Raw genomic sequence first — 18,663 nt, 5'->3', positions numbered from 1 at the left:
AGGGCGTGTTCGATTACATCGAAGTGTTTTACAACTCGACACGCAAGCACGCCAGCAATGGCATGCTGTCGCCAGTTGACTATGAAATCGAACGAAGGAAAATGAACGAGGCAGGTGTCTAGGAAACTAGGGGCACCTTATTTCTGCTCTTCTAGGGGGCTTCAATTGGTTCACTTGACGCTTACGCTGGTATGAAATACACCCGGTTTTATTGAGCGGGCGTTGTGTAGTGGTAAGACCTTAGCCTTCCAAGCTAATGACGCGGGTTCGATTCCCGCCGCCCGCTCCACCCTTTCCCTTATACCGATGATAGGTGCCCTCAAAGGCGCGGCAAGTTGGCACCTCTTTTGCGCGATGACTTGACCCTCGCGGCATGGACGGCCATGAACGCTGTCACACGACGAAGGAAGAGACATGGCCGACGCAACGCCTCCGGTTCCGGGGCAGACAGAAGAACGCGCAAAATCCAAAAAACTGGGCGCATTGTCTGCGTTGATGCCGTTCATATGGCCATACCGGACTTTAATGTTTGCGGCCATCGCAGCGCTTGTCAGTACGGCGATCATATCACTGACCCTGCCGTTGGCCGTGCGCCGGGTGGTCGATAACTTTGACACCGAAAGCTCTCATATCCTCGATCAGTATTTTGCGGCGGCTTTGGGCATTGCGGCACTTTTGGCTGTCGGCACGGGGCTGCGATATATGCTGGTGACACGTCTGGGCGAACGGGTTGTGGCCGATATTCGCAAGGCGGTGTTTGACCGGGTGATTTCCATGAGCCCCGCGTTTTTCGAACAGGTCATGACGGGCGAGGTCCTGAGCCGGATCACCACGGATACGACATTGATTTTGTCGGTCATTGGGTCGTCGGTGTCGATCGCTTTGCGCAACTTGCTGATCTTTGTGGGCGGGTTGGGGCTCATGCTGCTGACGTCGGCCAAGCTTACGGGGTTGGTGTTACTGATCGTGCCTGCGGTGGTCGTGCCGATCTTGGTGTTGGGGCGCAAATTGCGTGTGCTGAGCCGCGAAAACCAAGATTGGATCGCGGCGTCTTCGGGCAATGCCTCCGAGACGTTGAGCTCGGTGCAAACCGTGCAGGCCTACACCCACGAGGCCGCCAGCCGGGCTGAGTTTGCCAAGGTCACAGAGCTGTCGTTTGACGCGGCGCGGCGCCGGATCACAACCCGCGCGGTAATGACGGTTATCGTGATTTTTCTAGTGTTTGCGGGCATTGTTGGCGTGTTGTGGATCGGCGCGCGCGATGTGCGGGCAGGGGATATGTCGCAAGGCGCTTTGGTGCAATTTGTGATCTATGCGGTGATGGTGGCAGGTGGCGTGGCCGCCCTGTCAGAGATCTGGGGCGAACTGCAACGCGCCGCCGGGGCAACCGAACGATTGGTCGAATTATTGCACACCCAAGACAGCGTCCAAGACCCCAGCGCCGGACAATCGTTGCCGGTGCCAGTGGCGGGGCGCATCACGTTTGAAGGGGTCAGTTTTGCCTACCCGTCGCGGCCTGCGGTCATGGCGCTGGATCAGGTGGACCTGACGATTGAACCCGGCGAAACCGTCGCGTTTGTCGGGCCGTCTGGGGCCGGTAAAACGACGATTATCCAGATGATTTTGCGGTTTTATGACCCAACATCTGGGCGCATTTTGCTGGACGGGATCGACCTGCAAGACCTGCAGCGTGATGCGTTCCGTCAGGCGGTAGCGCTTGTCCCGCAGGACCCGGTGATTTTTGCCGCGTCCGCCCGCGAAAACATCCGGTTTGGCCGCCCCGACGCCACAGACGCCGAGATTGAGGCCGCAGCAGAGGCGGCCGCAGCACATACGTTTATCACAGCGTTGCCCGATGGCTACGATGCCTACCTTGGCGAACGCGGTGTCATGCTATCTGGCGGGCAAAAACAACGCATCGCGATCGCGCGGGCCATTCTGCGCGACGCGCCTGTGCTGTTGCTTGACGAAGCCACAAGCGCGCTGGATGCCGAAAGCGAACGTGCGGTGCAGGCGGCTGTTGATACGCTGAGCCAAGGGCGCACCACATTGATCGTGGCGCATCGGTTGGCGACGGTGAAAAAGGCCGACCGCATCGTCGTGCTGGATCAGGGATGTGTGGTGGCCAGTGGCCCGCACGATAAACTGGTGGCCGAAGATGGGCTCTATGCGCGGCTGGCGCGCTTGCAGTTCACCGATGGCATTGCCGCGGAGTAAACCACCCCGCGTGATCTGACGCCACGTCTGCGCACCGGCAGCGGCGCTTAGAACGCTTGCACAATCCGGCATTTGCCACCATCTTCTGTGTAGGGAGACAGGCCCAGAGACGGGCGATCTGGGAGGATTTGAATGACCTTTGCCGGGATTGAAGATCGCAATGCGATCGAGGCCGCGATGCCATGGGAAGACCGCGATTTGCCCAAAACCTTATATGGGTTGTTGAGCCGGACCGCCGAGAAATACCCGACCCACAATGCCGTCAGTTATCAGATTTTATCGGGCCCGCGCGACAAGGCCGAAACCCTGACGTGGGCTGCGCTCAAGGATCAGGTGACGCAGGCGGCCAATATGTTCCGGTCGCTGGGTGTCGGCGAAACCGACGTTGTCGCCTATGTTTTGCCAAACGCGACCGAAACCGTGCTGACCCTGTTGGGGGGCGCGGTCGCAGGGGTCGTGAACCCGATAAATCCGTTGCTGGATGCCGAACAAATCGGATCAATCTTGCGCGAAACCAATGCCAAGGTTGTGGTGACGCTGCGCCCCTTTCCCAAGACGAATGTGGCGGATAAAACGGCCCAAGCTGTGGCGCTGGCGCCCAATGTCGAGACCGTGATCGAAGTCGATTTGGTGCGCCATCTGTCGCCGCCGAAATCATGGATCGTGCCGGTCATCCGGCCCACGCGTCAGGTGCAAAATCACGCCAAATACCTGAATTTTCAGACGGAAATGGCGAAGCACGGCAACCAACTTGGGTTTGCTGATGCGCGCGAAGATCGCGTTGCGTGTTATTTCCATACCGGCGGCACAACCGGCATGCCCAAGGTCGCGCAGCATCGGTATTCGGGTTTGGTTTACAACGGTTTTCTGGGCCACGAATTGCTGTTTTCCGAAAAAGACAACATCATCTGCCCACTGCCGTTGTTTCACGTTTTCGCGTGTCATGTGATCTTGATGTCGGCGGTGGCCTCGGGGGCGCATGTGGTGTTCCCCACACCACAAGGGTACCGCGGCGAGGGCGTGATGGACAACTTTTGGAAGTTGGTCGAACGTTGGAAAATCACTTTTGTGATCACGGTGCCCACTGCGATTTCTGCCAAGATGCAACGGTCGATTGATGCAGATATCAGTACGGTGAAAACCGCGTTTTCGGGCTCTGCTCCGCTGCCATTGGAGCTGTTTCGCCGGTTTGAAAAGGCGACAGGCGTGCGGTTGGTCGAAGGGTATGGCCTGACAGAAGCGACCTGTCTGGTGTCGTGTAACCCGGTGGACGGCGAAAAGAGGGTGGGCAGCATTGGCGTGCCATTTCCCTACTGCAGCGTGAAGATTTACAAGAACACGCCGGATGGGCCGATGGAGGTCGATGTGGATGAGATCGGCGAAATCTGTGTCTCGAACCCCGGCGTTTATGTGGGCAAGACCTACACCGAAGTCGACAAAAACGCGGATCTCTATTTTGGCAACTATCTGCGAACAGGCGACCTTGGGCGTGTCGATCCGGATGGGTATTTGTGGATCACCGGGCGCGCCAAAGACCTGATTTTGCGCGGTGGGCACAACATCGACCCCGCCGAAATAGAAGAGGCCCTGTTGCATCACAAGGCGGTCGCCTTTGCCGGGGCGATTGGCCAACCGGATGGCCATTCAGGCGAGGTGCCCTGCGCCTTTGTCGAACTGGTCGAGGGCGCGCAGGTCACCGAAGACGAACTTCTGGCCTTCTGCAAAGAGCACGTGTTGGAACGTGCCGCACAGCCCAAGCATATGACAATCATGGATGAATTGCCCAAGACGGCTGTGGGTAAGATCTTTAAACCGGATCTGCGCAAGGCGGCGATCACCCGGATATACAACCAATCGTTTGACACGGCAGGGGTGCCTGCGCGGGTGGTTCAGGTGGTTGATGACAAAAAGCGTGGTTTGGTTGCGCAGGTTGATCCGAAAGGCGCCGATGAGGCCGCGATTTCAGAGGTTTTGAACGTTTTTGTCCGCCCTTGGGACATCGCCGGGACCGGCGGCTAGGGCCTGTCAGCTGTCACGGGGTGGGGCTACCACAGCATCGCGCGGCTTCTTTCGATCTTGTGATGTGGCGCGTCAGGATCAGCTGAATTTTGGGTGCTGATCTCTAGGCGCACCTGTTCGTTATTATAGTTGATCAAGGCGTTCTTGACCCGCGTAAACGTTGCCTCAAACCGCATCGCAATGGTATCCAGCCGGTAGACGTCGTGCACATTCACGCAATCTGGCCCCGTTGACCGGTTGAGCCGCATCTGACGTTGTGCATGGTCCAGAACGGCGCTGGTCTGCGCTATGCTGCCTTTGGTTTACGTGGGTACAAAGGCGAAATGGCAGGCCATCAAAAGAGTGGTGCTGCGGTCAACATCGTTGGTCATGGTCCGATCCGTGAACTCCCCTTGCATGAACCGCGCATTGTGCCCAACGGCTTCTGCTGAACTATACTGGCTTAACCGCTCAAAGGCGCTATCGACATGTAGGGGCGTGTCGTTCTGGCAGGGATCCGCGATCGAGATCGGGACACTGAGTGTTTCACATATATCGTCAAAGGCCGTCAGCACCCAATGGGGAAAATGAGAGGTGTCAGGCATTTTCAGTATCAGATCAGGCATGTCGCGTTAACCATTTGTCAACATGGATCAGAGCGATGGTTTTGAGTAGTGCCCTTTGGCTGTGGGGCTATGCGGCGCACCTGCCAAGTTTTGAGATCACCACGAGAATATCGCGATATTTAGGCGATGAGATTTATTTTATAACTTTGGATCAATAGGTTCACACCTGTTCCTTTTCATCGCGATGTCCGAACAATGCAAACGCATCGCACAAGAAAAATCGCCGGGACGATACATATATGGGCACTTGATAGGGGCGCATAGCGATTCCGGTGTGGGCTATGCGCTGCCATCTGGTCCGCCCGGTGACGTTTGCCGCCGGGCGTGTGATGGACCAATGGCCGTTTCGGCGGTGCGGCTAGTTTCCAGCGCTTTCCATTTTGCGACTATTTAGCACCTTTTCGAGCCAACCGAGCTCCATTTCCGGCACAGAACTCAACAATAGGTCGGTGTAGTCATCAAATGGGGGGCTAAGCACCGTCGACTTGGGACCATAGCGCGCAACGGCGCCTTGGTACATCACAGCGATGCTGTCAGCGATGGCTCGAACCGTCGCAAGATCATGCGTGATGAACAGATACGCGACGTCATCGGCCTTTTGCAGCTCCAACAGCAGTTTGAGAATACCATCCGCCACCAGTGGATCCAGCGCCGATGTTACTTCGTCGCAAATGATCAGTTTGGGTTTGGCAGCCAACGCACGGGCAATGCACACACGTTGTTTTTGCCCACCCGAAAGCTCTGCCGGATAGCGATCTTGAAACCCTTCGCCCAGTTCAATCTGGTCCAACAGTTCCTGTATACGCTTTTGTTTTTCGGGACCTTTAAGGCCAAAGTAAAACTCCAGCGGCCGCCCGATAATCGTGCCCACTGTCTGGCGTGGGTTCATGGCCGTATCAGCCATCTGGTAGATCATCTGCAACTCGCGCAGGTCTTCAAGAGGGCGCGTGGCAAGGTCGGGGGTTAGGGTGCGCCCGTCAAAGTTGATCGTGCCCGCTTTGGGTGGCAACAGCCCGGTGATCACCCGCGCCAATGTCGATTTTCCAGATCCGGATTCCCCAACAATCGCAAGGGTTTGCCCCGGATATAGCGCCACATTGATGTCTTTGAGCACGTCGAAATTGGTGCCCGCATAGCGCGCGCTGATCCCGTCGACCTGCAAGACAGGCGTGCCACCGGGCTGTTTTTCCGTATGCGCGATGGACCGCACAGACACCAACGCCTTGGTGTAGTCTTCGTTTGGGGCGTTGATGATCTGGTCGGTGGTGCCATATTCGACCATGGCGCCTTGTTGCAGCACCATGATGTGGTCGCTGACCTGCGCCACAACAGCAAGGTCATGGGTGATATACAGGGCCGCAACGCCGGTATCACGGATCGCGTCCTTGATCGCGGCAAGAACGTCGATTTGGGTGGTGACATCAAGCGCGGTCGTGGGTTCGTCAAAAACCACCAGATCGGGTTCTGGGCACAGGGCAAGCGCCGTCATGCAGCGTTGCAATTGCCCGCCTGAAACTTGGTGGGGGTACCTGCTGCCGATGTTTTCAGGGTCAGGAAGACGCAGCTTGCGAAACAGTTCTACGGCGCGGGTTTCGGCCTCGGACGCTGAAAATTTGCCTTGGAAAATAGCGGCCTCGGTGACCTGCTCCATGATCTGTTTGGCTGGGTTGAACGAGGCCGCAGCCGATTGGGACACATAGGTGACTTCGGCCCCTCGCAGGCGGCGGATGTCGCGTTGCCCAGATTTTAGGATATCGCGGCCGTTGATTTCGACCGACCCGCCCGTGATTTCCACGCCGCCCCGGCCATAGGCCATAGACGACAGCCCGATGGTTGATTTGCCGGCGCCCGATTCACCGATTAACCCAAGGACTTTTCCAGGATCTAGGTCAAAATCCACACCATGCACAATTTCGATATCGTGTGGTTTTTCGCCGGGTGGGTAGACGGTTGCGCCGATCTTGAGGCCACGGACCTTGAGAAGGGGGGATGTCATATGCGGGTCTCCCGTGGGTGGGGCCGCGCAGGCGCAGTGCCCCGGGCCCTCTGAATATACGCGCGTTGTGTGTGCAAAAGCTGTGACAGACCTAGGGTCATCCGCGACCACCTTTGAGCGAGGTGGTGCGGTTCAAGATCCAGTCTGCCACCAGATTGATCGAAATGCACAAAACGGCGATGGCATAGGCGGGGTAGAGTGCCGCTTGGATGCCGTAGTTGATGCCTTCTTTGTTCTCTTTCACGATGCCGCCCCAATCGGCCTGTGGCGGCTGCACACCAAGCCCCAGAAACGACAGCGTAGACACAAAGAGCACCGCAAAGATGAACCGCAGGCCCATTTCCGCGATCAAGGGAGACAGCGCATTGGGCAGGATCTCGCGAAAGATGATCCAGCCGATTTTCTCGCCCCGCAGGCGTGCGGCCTCGACGTAGTCCATGACGGTGATGTCAACGGCGACGGCGCGGGCCAGACGGTAGACACGGGTGCTGTCCAGCAGCCCCATCAGGACGATCAAGATGGTGACGGTTGTGGGCATCACCGACAACACGACAAGCGCAAAGATCAGCGTCGGGATCGACATGATCAGATCTACGAACCGGCTGATTGATTGGTCAATCCAGCCGCCCGAGACGGCCGCGAAAAACGCCAGCACTGACCCCAGCGTGAAGCTGAGCGCGGTGGCGGCGGTTGCGATGAAAATCGTGGTTTGGCCGCCGTATATCATGCGGCTTAGCAGGTCGCGCCCGATGCTATCGGTGCCCAGTAGAAACCGGTCTGAGGGGGCTTCCCAGACGTCTCCGACGACTTCGGCCATACCGTAGGGGGCGATCAGCGGGGCAAACACAGCCATCGCAAAAAACAGGCCGGTGAAGAACAGCCCGATGAGGGCGGCGAGAGGTATTCTCATGACGTTTGCTTTCGGCGGGTGGGGCGCGCGGCGGTACGTGTGGAGCCGCCGGGCAGGGCCATGATGGATGATCGGGATGGGTCAGCGGACTGGGCGATCATTTGGGATGCCGCAGTCTTGGGTTGGACACGATCGATACAATATCAGCGACCAGGTTCATGCCGATGTAGACTGCCGCAAAGATCAAACCACAGGCCTGAACAACGGGCACGTCGCGTTTGCTGACGTGATCCACCAGATACTGCCCCATGCCAGGGTAGGCAAAGACGACCTCGACCACCACAACACCGACCACCAGATAGGCCAGGTTCAGCATAACAACATTCACGATCGGCGCGACAGCATTGGGAAACGCGTGTTTGCGGATGATTTTAAGCATCCCCAAGCCTTTGAGCTCGGCCGTTTCAATATAGGCCGATTGCATCACATTCAGGATAGCCGCGCGGGTCATGCGCATCATATGCGCCAAAACAACCATCGTGAGCACCATAACCGGGATCGCGATAGCGTCGAGCTTTTGGAGCAGGCTCATGCTGTCATTGATGATCGCGACGGATGAAAACAGGCCCCATTTGATCGAGACCCAGTAGATCAGTACATAGCCGATCATGAACTCCGGTATGGATATGGTGGTCAACGTGACGGCGGATATGACTTTGTCGGGCCAGCGGTCTTTGTAGCGCACCGCGAGCAGGCCGAGGAAAATCGCCAGTGGTACGGCGATCACGGCGGCCCAAAACGCGAGAAACAGGGTGTTGCCAAGGCGGCTGCTGAGGCTTTCGGCAATGTCGCGGCCATTGGTCAGCGCCGTGCCAAGATCGCCGCGCATCACGCCCCCCAGCCAGTCAAAATAACGCGTGACGGCGGGTTGATCGACCCCAAGTTCAGCCCGTAGGTTGGCCAAGGCTTCGGGGGTTGCGGATTGGCCCAGAATAGACTGTGCTACATCGCCTGGCAAAATTGCGGTGCCTACGAAAATCAGGATCGAGGCGGCGAAGAGAAGGAGGATGCCCAACGCAAGACGTTGGGCCACCAATTTCAAGATCGGGTGCATCTGCGCGCGCCCCTCAGGCTTTCACCCAGCACTTCAAGCTCGCCATGTTGTTCATCATTTCGTCGTTGGGGTCTTGGGCCCAGCCGCCGACTTTTGAGGACACACCGTGGACGAAATCATTGAACATCGGCAAAATCAGGCCGCCTTCGTCGCGCAGGTCGCGACCGAGTTCCGAATAGATCGACTTGCGTTTTGCGGTGTCAAGCTCGGCACGTGCGGCCAATAGTTTGGCGTCGAAATCATCGCGCTTCCACCGGGTGTCGTTCCAGTCGGCTGTTGACAGATACGCGGTGGAATACATCTGGTCCTGAACCGGGCGGCCACCCCAATAGGATGCGCAGAAAGGTTGGACGTTCCATACCTCGGACCAATACCCATCGTTGGGTTCACGTTTGATTTCCAAGGGAATACCAGCCGCTTTGGCCGACTGTTGGAACAACGCAGCGGCGTCTACGGCACCGGGGAATGCACCATCAGCTGTGCGCAAGATGATGGGCGACCCGTCGTGGCCGGATTTTTTGTAGTGCTCTGCGGCTTTGGCCACATCATACGCACGCTGCGGGATCGTATCATCAAACAGCGGATAGGCCGCGTTGATGGGCAGGTCGTTCCCGACGGTGCCGTAGCCGCGCAGAATTTTATCGACCATTTCCTGACGGTTGATCGCATATTTCAGCGCCAGACGCAGTTCGTTGTTGTCGAAAGGTGCGGTGTCGACATGCATGATAAACACGTAGTGTCCGCGCCCTGCGACAGATTCCACGCTCAGGTTCGGCGCCCGGTCCAGCAGGCCCGCGACCTTTGGGTCGATCCGGTTGATCAGATGCACCTGACCCGACTGCAGCGCTGCAGTCCGGGCGGTGGAATCGTTGAGCACCAGCACTTCGACTTCGTCTGCGTGGCCGCGTGTGTCGTCCCAATAGTTGGGGTTTTTCTTGAACGCGTGGCGCACGCCGGGCTCGTCGATTTCTAGCGTGTAGGCGCCGGTGCCGATGGCGGCTGTTGGGTCATCCATGCCGCCGTTGGGCTGGATCATCAGGTGATAGTCGGCCATCAAATATGGCAGGTCGGCGTTGCCCACGTCCAACTCGACGATCAGGTTGTCGCCGTCCGCTTTCATGGACGAAATGCCCTTCATGATGCCCAACGCGCCGGATTGGCTGTTTTCGTTGGAATGACGCTCCATCGTGGCCAGCGCGTCTTCGGCTGTCAGGGTTTTGCCGTTGTGGAATTCCACGTCCTTGCGCATTTTGAAGGTCCAGGTCTTTGCATCTGCCGACGCCTCGACGCTTTCGGCGGCGCGGAAATCCAGCGCACCGTCGGGGGCCGTGTTGACCAATGGCTCGCCCCACATGCGCAGGTTGGTCACTGGTACCTCAGAGGCCGCAGCCGCAGGGTCTTGGGTGTTTGTGCTTTCGCCGCCTGACAGCCCGATGCGCAATGTGCCGCCTTTGACGGGGCCTTCAGCTTTGGCAGAGGACGCCAACATGGTGTTCGCAACAGCGGCAGTGACCCCCAAAGCAGCGGCGCGGCCGACGAATTCGCGGCGCGTCATCAGGCCTTTGGTCACACGTGTGCTAAGGCTTTTGAGTTCGTCGTTCATTGGTGTCTCCCGGTTGGTAGTGCACGTTTCGTGCTTTGTTCATTTGTCGTTAAGGGTCGCGCATTTCGCGAAAGGCCGCAAGGTGTTTCACCCGAAATTGATAAGATCCGTCTCACATGTGGTCCCGTTTGACGCTGTCTGAGTGCGTTCTTTCGTAGATCAATGTGTCGTTTTCATAGGCCTCCAGCCGCGCCGTCAGGTGGAAATGGGTCGCATCGGACCACATCTCGCAGGAGGTTTCTGTGCGCAGCCGAATGTCGTCGCGTTGCAGCTCGTCGGTCCAGTGGCAGGTGCCTCTGGCAGACAGCGGATCTTGCGGATGAATGGCCCATGTCTCGCGCGCGACAGACCCCGCGATGAGCCCATGATCAAGGTCGCGGTGCTTGCCAAAATCATCTTCGATGCGCAGCGTCACAACCCCGGTTTTCAGATCAACCTCACGGACCCGGCTGTTGGTGCCCTCACGCAGGGTCTCATTTTGCCAAGGCGCGGCGGCCTCTGGCGGCGGAAATTCGTATTCGTCTCGTTTAGCGGTGCGGCGCACGGGCAGGTGCAGACTGCCGGCCTTTAGCGTCACAGTTGTGGCGGTTGGCGACGGCCAGACCAGCGGCCAATAGGACGTTGAAATCGCGATACGCAGCCGGTGCCCTTTGGGCAGGCGGTAGGCCGTTGTGTCCAGCCACAGTTCCACCGGCATGGGCGCGCCGGGCGGCATCGTTGCGGGTTGGGCGGCGTCTTCGCGGTGGCTAAGGTTTAGCACACCATAGGTAATTCGGGTCGACGCGCCATCAGGCGCCACGTCGCACAGACGCACGGCAATTTGGGCTTGGGGCTGGTCGGTGCTGACTGTCAGGCGGACTTTGGGCGCGCCAAAAATATCGGTGTCGCGGTCGGCGGGTTCGGTATCAAAACAGGCCGATACGGCATCATCACCGCGCTGGTCGCCGGGCATTTCCGGGCCCAACCATATCGCACAATATTCGCCAGCTTCTGCGCCGCAGTCTTGGGGCGATGCCACCGGCACAGAAATCGGGCCGCGCCCGTCCGACAGCCCGTGTTTGGACAAATACAACGTATGATGCGCGATGTGCTGGACAGCGCCGTCTTGCTCTGCGACCCACCGGCCGGGCCGTTCGGTGTACCACCGCGCCGGGGGCACGCCATCCATCAAATAGGCGCGGTAGTCTGGGTCGTCGGCCACACCTGTGTCGATCCCTTTGAGCCACTGATCCCACCAACGCAGCGCCTCTTGTAAGAACCCGATGCGCGGTTCGGGCACTGCGAAATGGGGGTATTTATGCACCCAAGGCCCCACGATGCCCTTGGCCCCCGGCAGCGCCTGCACCAGTTGCGGCACCGCGTTTTTATAGGCGTCTCCCCAGCCGCCGATGGCCAGTACTTTGGCCTTGATCGCGCCGTAGTTTTCAATGACAGAACCATGTTGCCAATAGGCGTCGCGGCGCTGGTGGCGCAGCCAGACAGACGGCAAGAAGGGTTCATTTTCAAGCCGTTGCAGCCAAAGGTCTCGCCAGTTTTCGCGCAGGGCCGGGTCGGGCGCGCGGGATGAAAAAGACCACATCGTGGCCCCCCACCCAAGGTTTTCGTTCAACAAACATCCGCCCTTATAGTGGATGTCATCGGCAAACCGGTCCACGGTGGAACATAGGGTAATGACCGCCTTGAGCGGTTCTGGGGCGAGGCTGGCAACCTGCAACCCGTTGAACCCACCCCAGCTGATCCCCATCATGCCAACCGCGCCTGAACACCACGGCTGTTGGCTCAGATGTGCGATCACCTCGACCGCGTCGGCCAGTTCTTGGGGGGTGTATTCATCCTCCATGATGCCTTCGCTGTCGCCATTGCCGCGTATGTCCACGCGCACGCAGGCATACCCACGGGCGGCAAACCACGGATGGGTTAACGCATCGCGGTCACAGGTCCCGTCGCGTTTGCGGTAAGGCAGGTATTCAAGGATCACAGGCACAGGGTGTTGGTCTGCATCGAGGGGGCGCCAGACCCGCGCGGACAACCGACAGCCGTCGCTGAGCGTGATGCCATAATCGGGAAGGTCTTCAATGTCCCGCAGCGGGGTATCTGTCGTCATGCGCGTAAAATTGCGCCCGGCCAGCCGGTTGTCAAGCAACCAACGCCGGGGATGTACCGCCCGCGCACTGGTGCCCAATATCTTAGCGTTTTAGCGCAATCACCAGATCCATGACGTTTGTCCCCGTCGGGCCGGTTTTCAACACATGCCCTCGGGTCTCTAACCACCGCCCGGCGTCTGCACGGTCCAGCGCGTCTTGCGCATCGGCGGCCCATGTCGCCCCATCCACGATGGCACCTGCGGCGTCCGTTGGCCCGTCGGTGCCATCAGTGCCGGCAACCAAAATGTGAAGACCAGTTTGCCCCGAGATCTCGCGCGCCAACAACAAAGCCAGCGCCTGATTGCGGCCCCCCTGGCCGGGGTCTGGGGGCAAAATGACGGTAGGCTCGCCGCCAAATACATGCAAACCGGGGGCTGCGTGTTGCAACGACGTGGCGATCGTGGCGGCCAGCGGGTGGATATCCTGATACAGGGTTTCTTCGTTCAATCCGACCGGTTCACCGGCCAGATTGGCGGCTGCTACCACGGCCTGACGGGCAATGGCGTTGCTGGCGACGATCCGTGCGTCAAAGGTAAATGCGGGCGCGTCAGGGGCGGCACCGATGCCTGACCCGATCACGTGCAGGCTGTCGCCTTCCACATCCGAAATCGCCAGCGTGGTCGCCGTGGCCCCGTGGAAATGACCCAACAGCTTGCCGCCTTTGACCCGGCTGACCTGTTTGCGGGCGGCGTTCATCGCATGGATATCCGCCCCCGAAGCGAGCATATCTTGCGCGCGTGCCTTAAGCCCCGCCAGATCAAGCCCCTCTATCGGTGCCTCGGCAAGGGCAGACGCGCCCCCCGATACCAACATCAACAGGTGGCTGCCGGGCTGCATCGCGCCCACGACCTCTAGCAACCGCGCCCCCGCCGCCAAGCTGCGATTGTCCAGCACCGGGTGGGCGGCTTCGATGATCTCTGCGGTATCGGGCGCGCCCTCGGCGTGATCGTATTTGGTGACAATCAAAACCGGCGCGTCGGGGAATGCGTCATGTGCAGCGCAGGCCATGGCCGTTGCCGCCTTGCCCACCGCGATAATCTGATCTGGGACAGGGCAGGGCGCGCGCGCCAGTGCGGTCGCCACGGCGGTATCGCCGCGCACTGCCGCAACACCGGCTTGGAAAAGGGGCACCAATGGATCGTCGGTTTGCATCTGATTTCCTTACGGGTTTTCCGTGTCCAGCCACAGGGTGACGGGGCCGTCGTTTGTTAGGGCCACTGCCATATCTGCGCCAAAGGTTCCAGTCTGCACTGTCACGTCCAAATCGCGCAGCGCCTGTGCAAACCCCAGATACAACGTCTTGGCGACGTCGGGCTTGGCCGCGCCGGAAAAGCCGGGGCGGTTGCCGCGCGATGTGTCTGCGGCCAAGGTGAACTGGCTAACGACCAACGCCGCACCGCCCATTTGGGCAAGGCTAAGGTTCATCTTGCCGCTGTCATCCTTGAACAGGCGCAGCTTGCTGATTTTGGTGGCCAGCTTGGTCGCGACATTGGAGGTGTCACCGGGCATGGCGCACACCAAGATCAGCAGCCCCGGCCCGATCGCCCCCACGACGTCGCCGTCAACCGTGACAGAGGCCTCGGTGACCCGTTGCAAAATTGCCCGCATGTGGCCCCTTTCCCTTACTGGCTGATCGCCGCGCCATACCCAACCGCCGCCGCCAACAGCACACCGACAATCACCGCAACGGCGATTTTTACGGCGGACCAAGGCCGTTCGCCCTGTACCTTGCCCGTGCGGCCATTCACAACAAACCGGTAGGTTTCGCCCCGGTATTTATAGGCGGCCAACCACACCGGCAGCAGCACGTGTTTAAATGTCACATCCCGCACATCGGTATCGACGCCGTGAATGCGCTGGCGGTCACCGCCGATGTCAAACCGGATGTCGCGCGCGATAATCACATCCATCCGCTGGCGCGCTTGGGCAAACCCATCCTGCAACGGCACCGCGTATCCTTCGGCCCGGAACCCGGCCAGATATTCGGGCGTATAGGGCTGCATGTCGCCCAGATCCCACGGCTCTAAGGCGTCGGTGAACCGTTTGGGCAGGGACGTCGAGGCCAACACCAGCACGTCATCAAAGAACCGCGCCACGCGCCCGCGCACCCCACGCCAACGCACCTTGGGCACGCGCACCTGCTGGCGTTTGCCATCGCGCATCACGGTTTTGGTTTCGTAATAGACGGTGCCGCGTTCGCCGGTGTACTGGCTGGTGGTGTCGGCGTCGAAGGTCCAGTAGGGCACGTAGATGCCCTGCATGCGGCGGTCTTTGCGGGCGTAATCCTGTAGGCCATTCGGTGCAAACCACAACCGCCCCAACCAGTCCGTCATGGCATCGCGCGCAGCGGCTTCTTCGAGGGCAAAGGGCAACACCCCGCGCGGTTTGATATGGCGGTGCGTTCCAGTGTCAGCGACCACCGGCGTGGCGCAAAATGGGCATTCCGTGGCGTGCACCTGCGGGTCAAATTCGACCTCAGCGGCGCAGTTGGGGCATTTGGAAACGCGGGTTTCTTCCATCTCCATTGCGGGCAGGGCCGCGTTGAGCGCCGCCTCAAAGTCGAGCTCTTTGATCTGGGTTTTGCCCCACGGCCCGCCATCAAGCGTTTGGGTGTTGCCACAATGATCGCAGGTCAATTGCCGCGCTGTGGGGTCAAACCGCAGATCGCCACCGCATGCATCGCAGGGAAAATGATGTTCCGCCTGAGGCGCTGTTGTTTGTGCCGTCATACCACACCGATTGATGAAAGCCGCGTGATGTCAGGCGCGCGGGATGATGTGCCAGGGTGGTCTGCCACGCCAACGATGATGGTCTGCCGCATCTTACGGTGCTGGCGGCGGTGGGGGGGGCGGCAACACGGTGAACAACTGCGCCAGTTCGGCCACATCGTCGGCCCGCATCCAGCCATCCTGACCGGGGGTCCAAACCATGCTCTCGCGGGTCAGCGCGCCATTAGTGGCCATGCGCCCCAAAGACGCCTTGGAAAAGGGGCCCGTGGTCTGGCCGTTTTCCGCAATATGCCAGACGTGTTCGACAGGCGGCGGGGGCACCGCGACGGGGGCCGCGGCGCGCGCCCCCCACGGGCCTTGTTGGGCCGCGGTCTGGGCCATTTGCATGCCCAACCCCGCGCCCAGCCCCGCCTGAATGGCCGCCGCCCCGGCGCCGTCCCGGCCCAAGGCCTCGGCGGCTTGGAACTGCATGTATTCATTCAGGTTTCCGATCACCCCCATGGAGGATCGTTTGTCCATCACCTTTTCGACGGCGGGCGGCAAAGAGATATTTTCGATGTATAGTTCCGGCATCGACAGGCCGTATTCCGCCAGCTGTGCCGCGATTTCTTTGCCGACCAATTGCCCCAGTTCGCGGGTGTTGGCGGCCATGTCCATCACCGGTATGCCCGCCCGCGCAATGGTGCGCGAGAATTCCTGCACCAAAATATTGCGGATCTGAAAGCTGATCTCATCCATGGTGAATTCGCCATCTGTGCCGACGATTTCGATCAGGAATTTCGCCGGATCGCTGACCTTGATCGAATAGGTCCCAAAGGCGCGCAGGCGCACAGGCCCAAATTCCGGATCACGGCAGATGATGGGGTTTTTGGTGCCCCATTTCAGGTCGTTAAACCGGGTTGTGTTGACGTAATATACCTCGGATTTGAACGGGCTGCGAAACCCGTGATCCCAGTGTTGCAGCGTGGTCATCACCGGCATGTTGTTGGTTTCAAGCATATAAAGGCCGGGGGTAAAGACATCGGCCAGCTGGCCTTCGTGCACAAACACCGCCGCCTGACCTTCGCGCACGGTCAGTTTTGCGCCGTATTTTATCTCGTGGTCTTCGCGTTCAAACCGCCACACCATGGTGTCACGTGTGTTGTCCGTCCAATGGATGACATCGATGAATTCACCGGATAAGAAATCAAAAATACCCATATCGTTAAGTCCTTTACAACATAGTCCTAGCTGGGTCCGCTTTGCAGTTCGCCGGCGATAACGCGGGCGATTGGGGCGGCTTGGGCGGCGGTCATGCCTGTTTTAAGACGCGAGTCATACAGCATCTTGAGCAACAGTTCGTCGTGTTTGGTCAGCAGCGCAAATTCGTCGTCGTCGTTAAAGATCGACGGGCGTGCATTGCTGTCATTGGCCAGCCCCAACCCCTGCGCCATCTCTTCGTGCGCACAACTGCGCCGCAACAACGCTGGGTTTTCGGACCGTATCACCGCAACTGCGGCGGTGTAGGTGCTGGCGTCTGACCCGGCGGCATAGGCGGCGACGGCGCAATAGGTGTCACGCGATAGGCTGCGCAGGGCGTTCAGACTGCCCGGTGTGATGCCGGGAACCCGCGCTGCAGCGGCATCCAATGCGGCGCCGCGGTCGTCTTCGCTGGCCACGATGACAATAAAATTAGGGGTGCCCGAGGTCATGACCGGGTGGCCCGTGATCTGGCCCAGACGTCGCGCATAATCGCGGATGACGGCCCCATCTTTTATACGCTGCGACGGGGGCACCGAGGGCCCAAAGATCGTGCCCACCCGAATAGGCGCGGACCACCGGCGCAGCGGGCTTTCGCCGCCGCGCCCTTTTAGGGTCCGGTCGTATTCATCAAAAAACACGATGCGCTCAAAATTGCGGGCCAGCATTTCGGCGGTAAAGGGCGCGTCAGGGCCGCCCCCATCGACGCGCAGCAGCCCTTGGTTGAGCTGCGCCGCTTGCACCTGCACCAGATAGCTGCGCAGTTCCGCACTGGCCTGCGAGGTGGGGCGCAACTGCGTTTCGGCCAAAACGGCAGGGCGCGCGCGCGGGGTTTTCACGCTGGGGGCAGGCGCGGGCGCATCACATGCCATCAAGATCGCGCCGACCCAAGCCAGCGCGCCCCAATGTCGCAAATGTTTGCCCCACGCCACCCGATGCCTCAGGTCGGCACAGAGGTCGCGGCGGTGTCGCCCAGACCGGTTTGTTTGGCACGGGCGCTGGCCAGTGTGTCGCGCAATTTGATCTCCATTTCTTGCAGTTCGGTTTCGGCGGTGGCACGGCGCGCCTTGCCTTCATCCGCGATCTGCAGCGATTCTTCGATGGTGCCAATCAGATCTGCATTTGCCTGCTTTACGGCTTCGATGTCAAAGACCCCACGTTCCATTTCTTCGCGGATAACCTTGTTGCTTTCACGCAGATTTTTCGCGTTGGCTGTCAGCAGTTCGTTGGTCAGATCATTGGCCTGACGCACCGCTTGAGCCGCTTCGGCGGACCGTTGGATCGTCACCGCTTGGGCCAATTGTGTTTCCCACAATGGCACCGTGTTGACCAGCGTCGAGTTGATTTTGGTCACCAGAGATTTGTCGTTTTCCTGCACCAACCGGATCGATGGCAGCGACTGCATGGTCACCTGACGCGTCAGCTTCAAATCATGCACCCGGCGTTCCAGATCATCGCGCGCCGCGCGCAGGTCGCGCAATTCCTGGGCCACCATCACTTGGTCATCTTCGGGGGCCTGATCGACCTCTGCGGCCTTGGCGGGGATAATTGTTGTGTCCAACTCGCTTAGCTTTTCCTCGCCAGCGGCGATATAAAGCGCCAGTTCATCGTAAAACTGCAACGTCTTTTCATACAGCAGATCGAGCGACTTGATATCTTTCAACAGCGTATGTTCATGCCCCAGCAGGTCATCGGTGATCCGGTCGATCTGGCCTTGCACCTCTTCGAAACGCGCGGTGAACTTGGCCAATGGCGCGGCCTTGCCCAACAGCTTTTCCCAAAAACTGCGTTTGCGGCGCACGTCCAGTTCGCTGATCGAAAACCCACGGATGGTGGTGACGATGTTGCGCAGGCTGTCGCCCGCGGGGCCCACGTCTTTGTTGCGCACCCCGCCCAACATGGCTTGGCTGATCTGTTGCAATTCGACCTGCGCGCGCGATCCAAAAGACACGATCGAATTGGTGTCGCTCATGTCGATCTCGGCCATGCGTTTGGTGATTTCGGCACTAATGGGGGCGTCGGCCTCGGCCATGGGGACGATGGTATCGGCATCGACGGGGTCTGGCAAAACCACGGCTGTGACCTCTTCGACCACTTTCAGGGTTTGGGCCGCTTTTTCGCGTGTCATCTCACTCATCACTTTGATC

General features: G+C 59.4%; 16 protein-coding genes and 1 tRNA gene. 4 read left to right on the top strand and 13 right to left on the bottom strand.

Annotated features, from left to right (window positions below):
• The 4 genes from ABJH13_RS08940 to ABJH13_RS08925 all read left to right on the top strand — a co-directional run.
• A partial coding sequence (locus ABJH13_RS08940) for an IS3 family transposase (RefSeq protein WP_348405874.1) occupies positions 1–122 on the top strand: 122 nt, incomplete at its 5' end.
• A gap of 93 nt (positions 123–215) precedes the next feature.
• Positions 216–289 (top strand) — tRNA-Gly (locus ABJH13_RS08935).
• Positions 290–414: 125 nt separating this feature from the next.
• The gene (locus tag ABJH13_RS08930) at positions 415–2,217 is read left to right on the top strand and encodes an ABC transporter transmembrane domain-containing protein (protein WP_348405873.1); all 1,803 of its coding nucleotides are present in this window, start codon (positions 415–417) and stop codon (positions 2,215–2,217) included.
• Between the two features lie 132 nt (positions 2,218–2,349).
• Positions 2,350–4,236: an acyl-CoA synthetase gene (locus tag ABJH13_RS08925; RefSeq protein ID WP_348405872.1), complete on the top strand. Its 1,887-nt coding sequence runs from the start codon at positions 2,350–2,352 to the stop codon at positions 4,234–4,236.
• 26 nt (positions 4,237–4,262) lie between these two features.
• On the opposite strand, the gene ABJH13_RS08920 is transcribed toward ABJH13_RS08925, so the two are convergent.
• The 13 genes from ABJH13_RS08920 to ABJH13_RS08860 form a co-directional block, all read right to left on the bottom strand.
• Positions 4,263–4,484 (bottom strand): hypothetical protein, encoded by a 222-nt coding sequence (locus ABJH13_RS08920; protein ID WP_348405871.1) that lies wholly within the window; start codon positions 4,482–4,484, stop codon positions 4,263–4,265.
• Between the two features lie 54 nt (positions 4,485–4,538).
• Positions 4,539–4,841, bottom strand: coding sequence for a hypothetical protein (locus ABJH13_RS08915; protein WP_348405870.1), 303 nt, complete (start codon positions 4,839–4,841; stop codon positions 4,539–4,541).
• Positions 4,842–5,199: 358 nt separating this feature from the next.
• Complete coding sequence (locus tag ABJH13_RS08910) at positions 5,200–6,837, bottom strand: ABC transporter ATP-binding protein (protein WP_348405869.1); 1,638 nt, start codon at positions 6,835–6,837, stop codon at positions 5,200–5,202.
• 97 nt (positions 6,838–6,934) lie between these two features.
• On the bottom strand, positions 6,935–7,747 hold the full coding sequence (locus tag ABJH13_RS08905; protein ID WP_348405868.1) for an ABC transporter permease: 813 nt from the start codon (positions 7,745–7,747) through the stop codon (positions 6,935–6,937).
• 97 nt (positions 7,748–7,844) lie between these two features.
• The gene (locus tag ABJH13_RS08900) at positions 7,845–8,801 is read right to left on the bottom strand and encodes an ABC transporter permease (protein WP_348405867.1); all 957 of its coding nucleotides are present in this window, start codon (positions 8,799–8,801) and stop codon (positions 7,845–7,847) included.
• Between the two features lie 13 nt (positions 8,802–8,814).
• Positions 8,815–10,404, bottom strand: coding sequence for an ABC transporter substrate-binding protein (locus ABJH13_RS08895; protein ID WP_348405866.1), 1,590 nt, complete (start codon positions 10,402–10,404; stop codon positions 8,815–8,817).
• 112 nt (positions 10,405–10,516) lie between these two features.
• Positions 10,517–12,508 (bottom strand): CocE/NonD family hydrolase, encoded by a 1,992-nt coding sequence (locus tag ABJH13_RS08890; protein WP_348405865.1) that lies wholly within the window; start codon positions 12,506–12,508, stop codon positions 10,517–10,519.
• Positions 12,509–12,590: 82 nt separating this feature from the next.
• Positions 12,591–13,700, bottom strand: coding sequence for a DUF4147 domain-containing protein (locus tag ABJH13_RS08885; protein WP_348405864.1), 1,110 nt, complete (start codon positions 13,698–13,700; stop codon positions 12,591–12,593).
• Between the two features lie 9 nt (positions 13,701–13,709).
• Positions 13,710–14,156 carry a D-aminoacyl-tRNA deacylase gene (gene dtd, locus ABJH13_RS08880; protein WP_348405863.1) on the bottom strand — a complete coding sequence of 149 codons (447 nt, stop codon included), beginning with the start codon at positions 14,154–14,156 and terminating at the stop codon, positions 13,710–13,712.
• 14 nt (positions 14,157–14,170) lie between these two features.
• Positions 14,171–15,277: a primosomal protein N' (replication factor Y) - superfamily II helicase gene (locus tag ABJH13_RS08875; RefSeq protein ID WP_348405862.1), complete on the bottom strand. Its 1,107-nt coding sequence runs from the start codon at positions 15,275–15,277 to the stop codon at positions 14,171–14,173.
• A 93-nt stretch (positions 15,278–15,370) separates the two neighbouring features.
• Positions 15,371–16,477 carry an SPFH domain-containing protein gene (locus tag ABJH13_RS08870; protein ID WP_348405861.1) on the bottom strand — a complete coding sequence of 369 codons (1,107 nt, stop codon included), beginning with the start codon at positions 16,475–16,477 and terminating at the stop codon, positions 15,371–15,373.
• 26 nt (positions 16,478–16,503) lie between these two features.
• Positions 16,504–17,430 carry a DUF2927 domain-containing protein gene (locus ABJH13_RS08865; RefSeq protein WP_348405860.1) on the bottom strand — a complete coding sequence of 309 codons (927 nt, stop codon included), beginning with the start codon at positions 17,428–17,430 and terminating at the stop codon, positions 16,504–16,506.
• A gap of 26 nt (positions 17,431–17,456) precedes the next feature.
• The gene (locus tag ABJH13_RS08860) at positions 17,457–18,653 is read right to left on the bottom strand and encodes a toxic anion resistance protein (protein ID WP_348405859.1); all 1,197 of its coding nucleotides are present in this window, start codon (positions 18,651–18,653) and stop codon (positions 17,457–17,459) included.
• Between the last annotated feature and the right edge of the window lie 10 nt (positions 18,654–18,663).

The organism is Roseobacter sp. (assembly GCF_039970775.1).
Classification (GTDB): Bacteria; Pseudomonadota; Alphaproteobacteria; order Rhodobacterales; family Rhodobacteraceae; genus Roseobacter.
Note: the sequence above shows the minus strand (reverse complement) of the source record. Positions and strands in the feature narration are given on the sequence as shown.

Excerpts from the sequence above, each read along its gene's own strand:
- ABJH13_RS08930 (WP_348405873.1), top strand. The coding sequence starts at position 415 with ATGGCCGACGCAACGCCTCCGGTTCCGGGGCAGACAGAAGAACGCGCA.
- ABJH13_RS08925 (WP_348405872.1), top strand. The coding sequence starts at position 2,350 with ATGACCTTTGCCGGGATTGAAGATCGCAATGCGATCGAGGCCGCGATG.
- ABJH13_RS08920 (WP_348405871.1), bottom strand. The coding sequence starts at position 4,484 with ATGCGGCTCAACCGGTCAACGGGGCCAGATTGCGTGAATGTGCACGAC.
- ABJH13_RS08915 (WP_348405870.1), bottom strand. The coding sequence starts at position 4,841 with ATGCCTGATCTGATACTGAAAATGCCTGACACCTCTCATTTTCCCCAT.
- ABJH13_RS08910 (WP_348405869.1), bottom strand. The coding sequence starts at position 6,837 with ATGACATCCCCCCTTCTCAAGGTCCGTGGCCTCAAGATCGGCGCAACC.
- ABJH13_RS08905 (WP_348405868.1), bottom strand. The coding sequence starts at position 7,747 with ATGAGAATACCTCTCGCCGCCCTCATCGGGCTGTTCTTCACCGGCCTG.
- ABJH13_RS08900 (WP_348405867.1), bottom strand. The coding sequence starts at position 8,801 with ATGCACCCGATCTTGAAATTGGTGGCCCAACGTCTTGCGTTGGGCATC.
- ABJH13_RS08895 (WP_348405866.1), bottom strand. The coding sequence starts at position 10,404 with ATGAACGACGAACTCAAAAGCCTTAGCACACGTGTGACCAAAGGCCTG.
- ABJH13_RS08890 (WP_348405865.1), bottom strand. The coding sequence starts at position 12,508 with ATGACGACAGATACCCCGCTGCGGGACATTGAAGACCTTCCCGATTAT.
- ABJH13_RS08885 (WP_348405864.1), bottom strand. The coding sequence starts at position 13,700 with ATGCAAACCGACGATCCATTGGTGCCCCTTTTCCAAGCCGGTGTTGCG.
- dtd (WP_348405863.1), bottom strand. The coding sequence starts at position 14,156 with ATGCGGGCAATTTTGCAACGGGTCACCGAGGCCTCTGTCACGGTTGAC.
- ABJH13_RS08875 (WP_348405862.1), bottom strand. The coding sequence starts at position 15,277 with ATGACGGCACAAACAACAGCGCCTCAGGCGGAACATCATTTTCCCTGC.
- ABJH13_RS08870 (WP_348405861.1), bottom strand. The coding sequence starts at position 16,477 with ATGGGTATTTTTGATTTCTTATCCGGTGAATTCATCGATGTCATCCAT.
- ABJH13_RS08860 (WP_348405859.1), bottom strand. The coding sequence starts at position 18,653 with ATGAGTGAGATGACACGCGAAAAAGCGGCCCAAACCCTGAAAGTGGTC.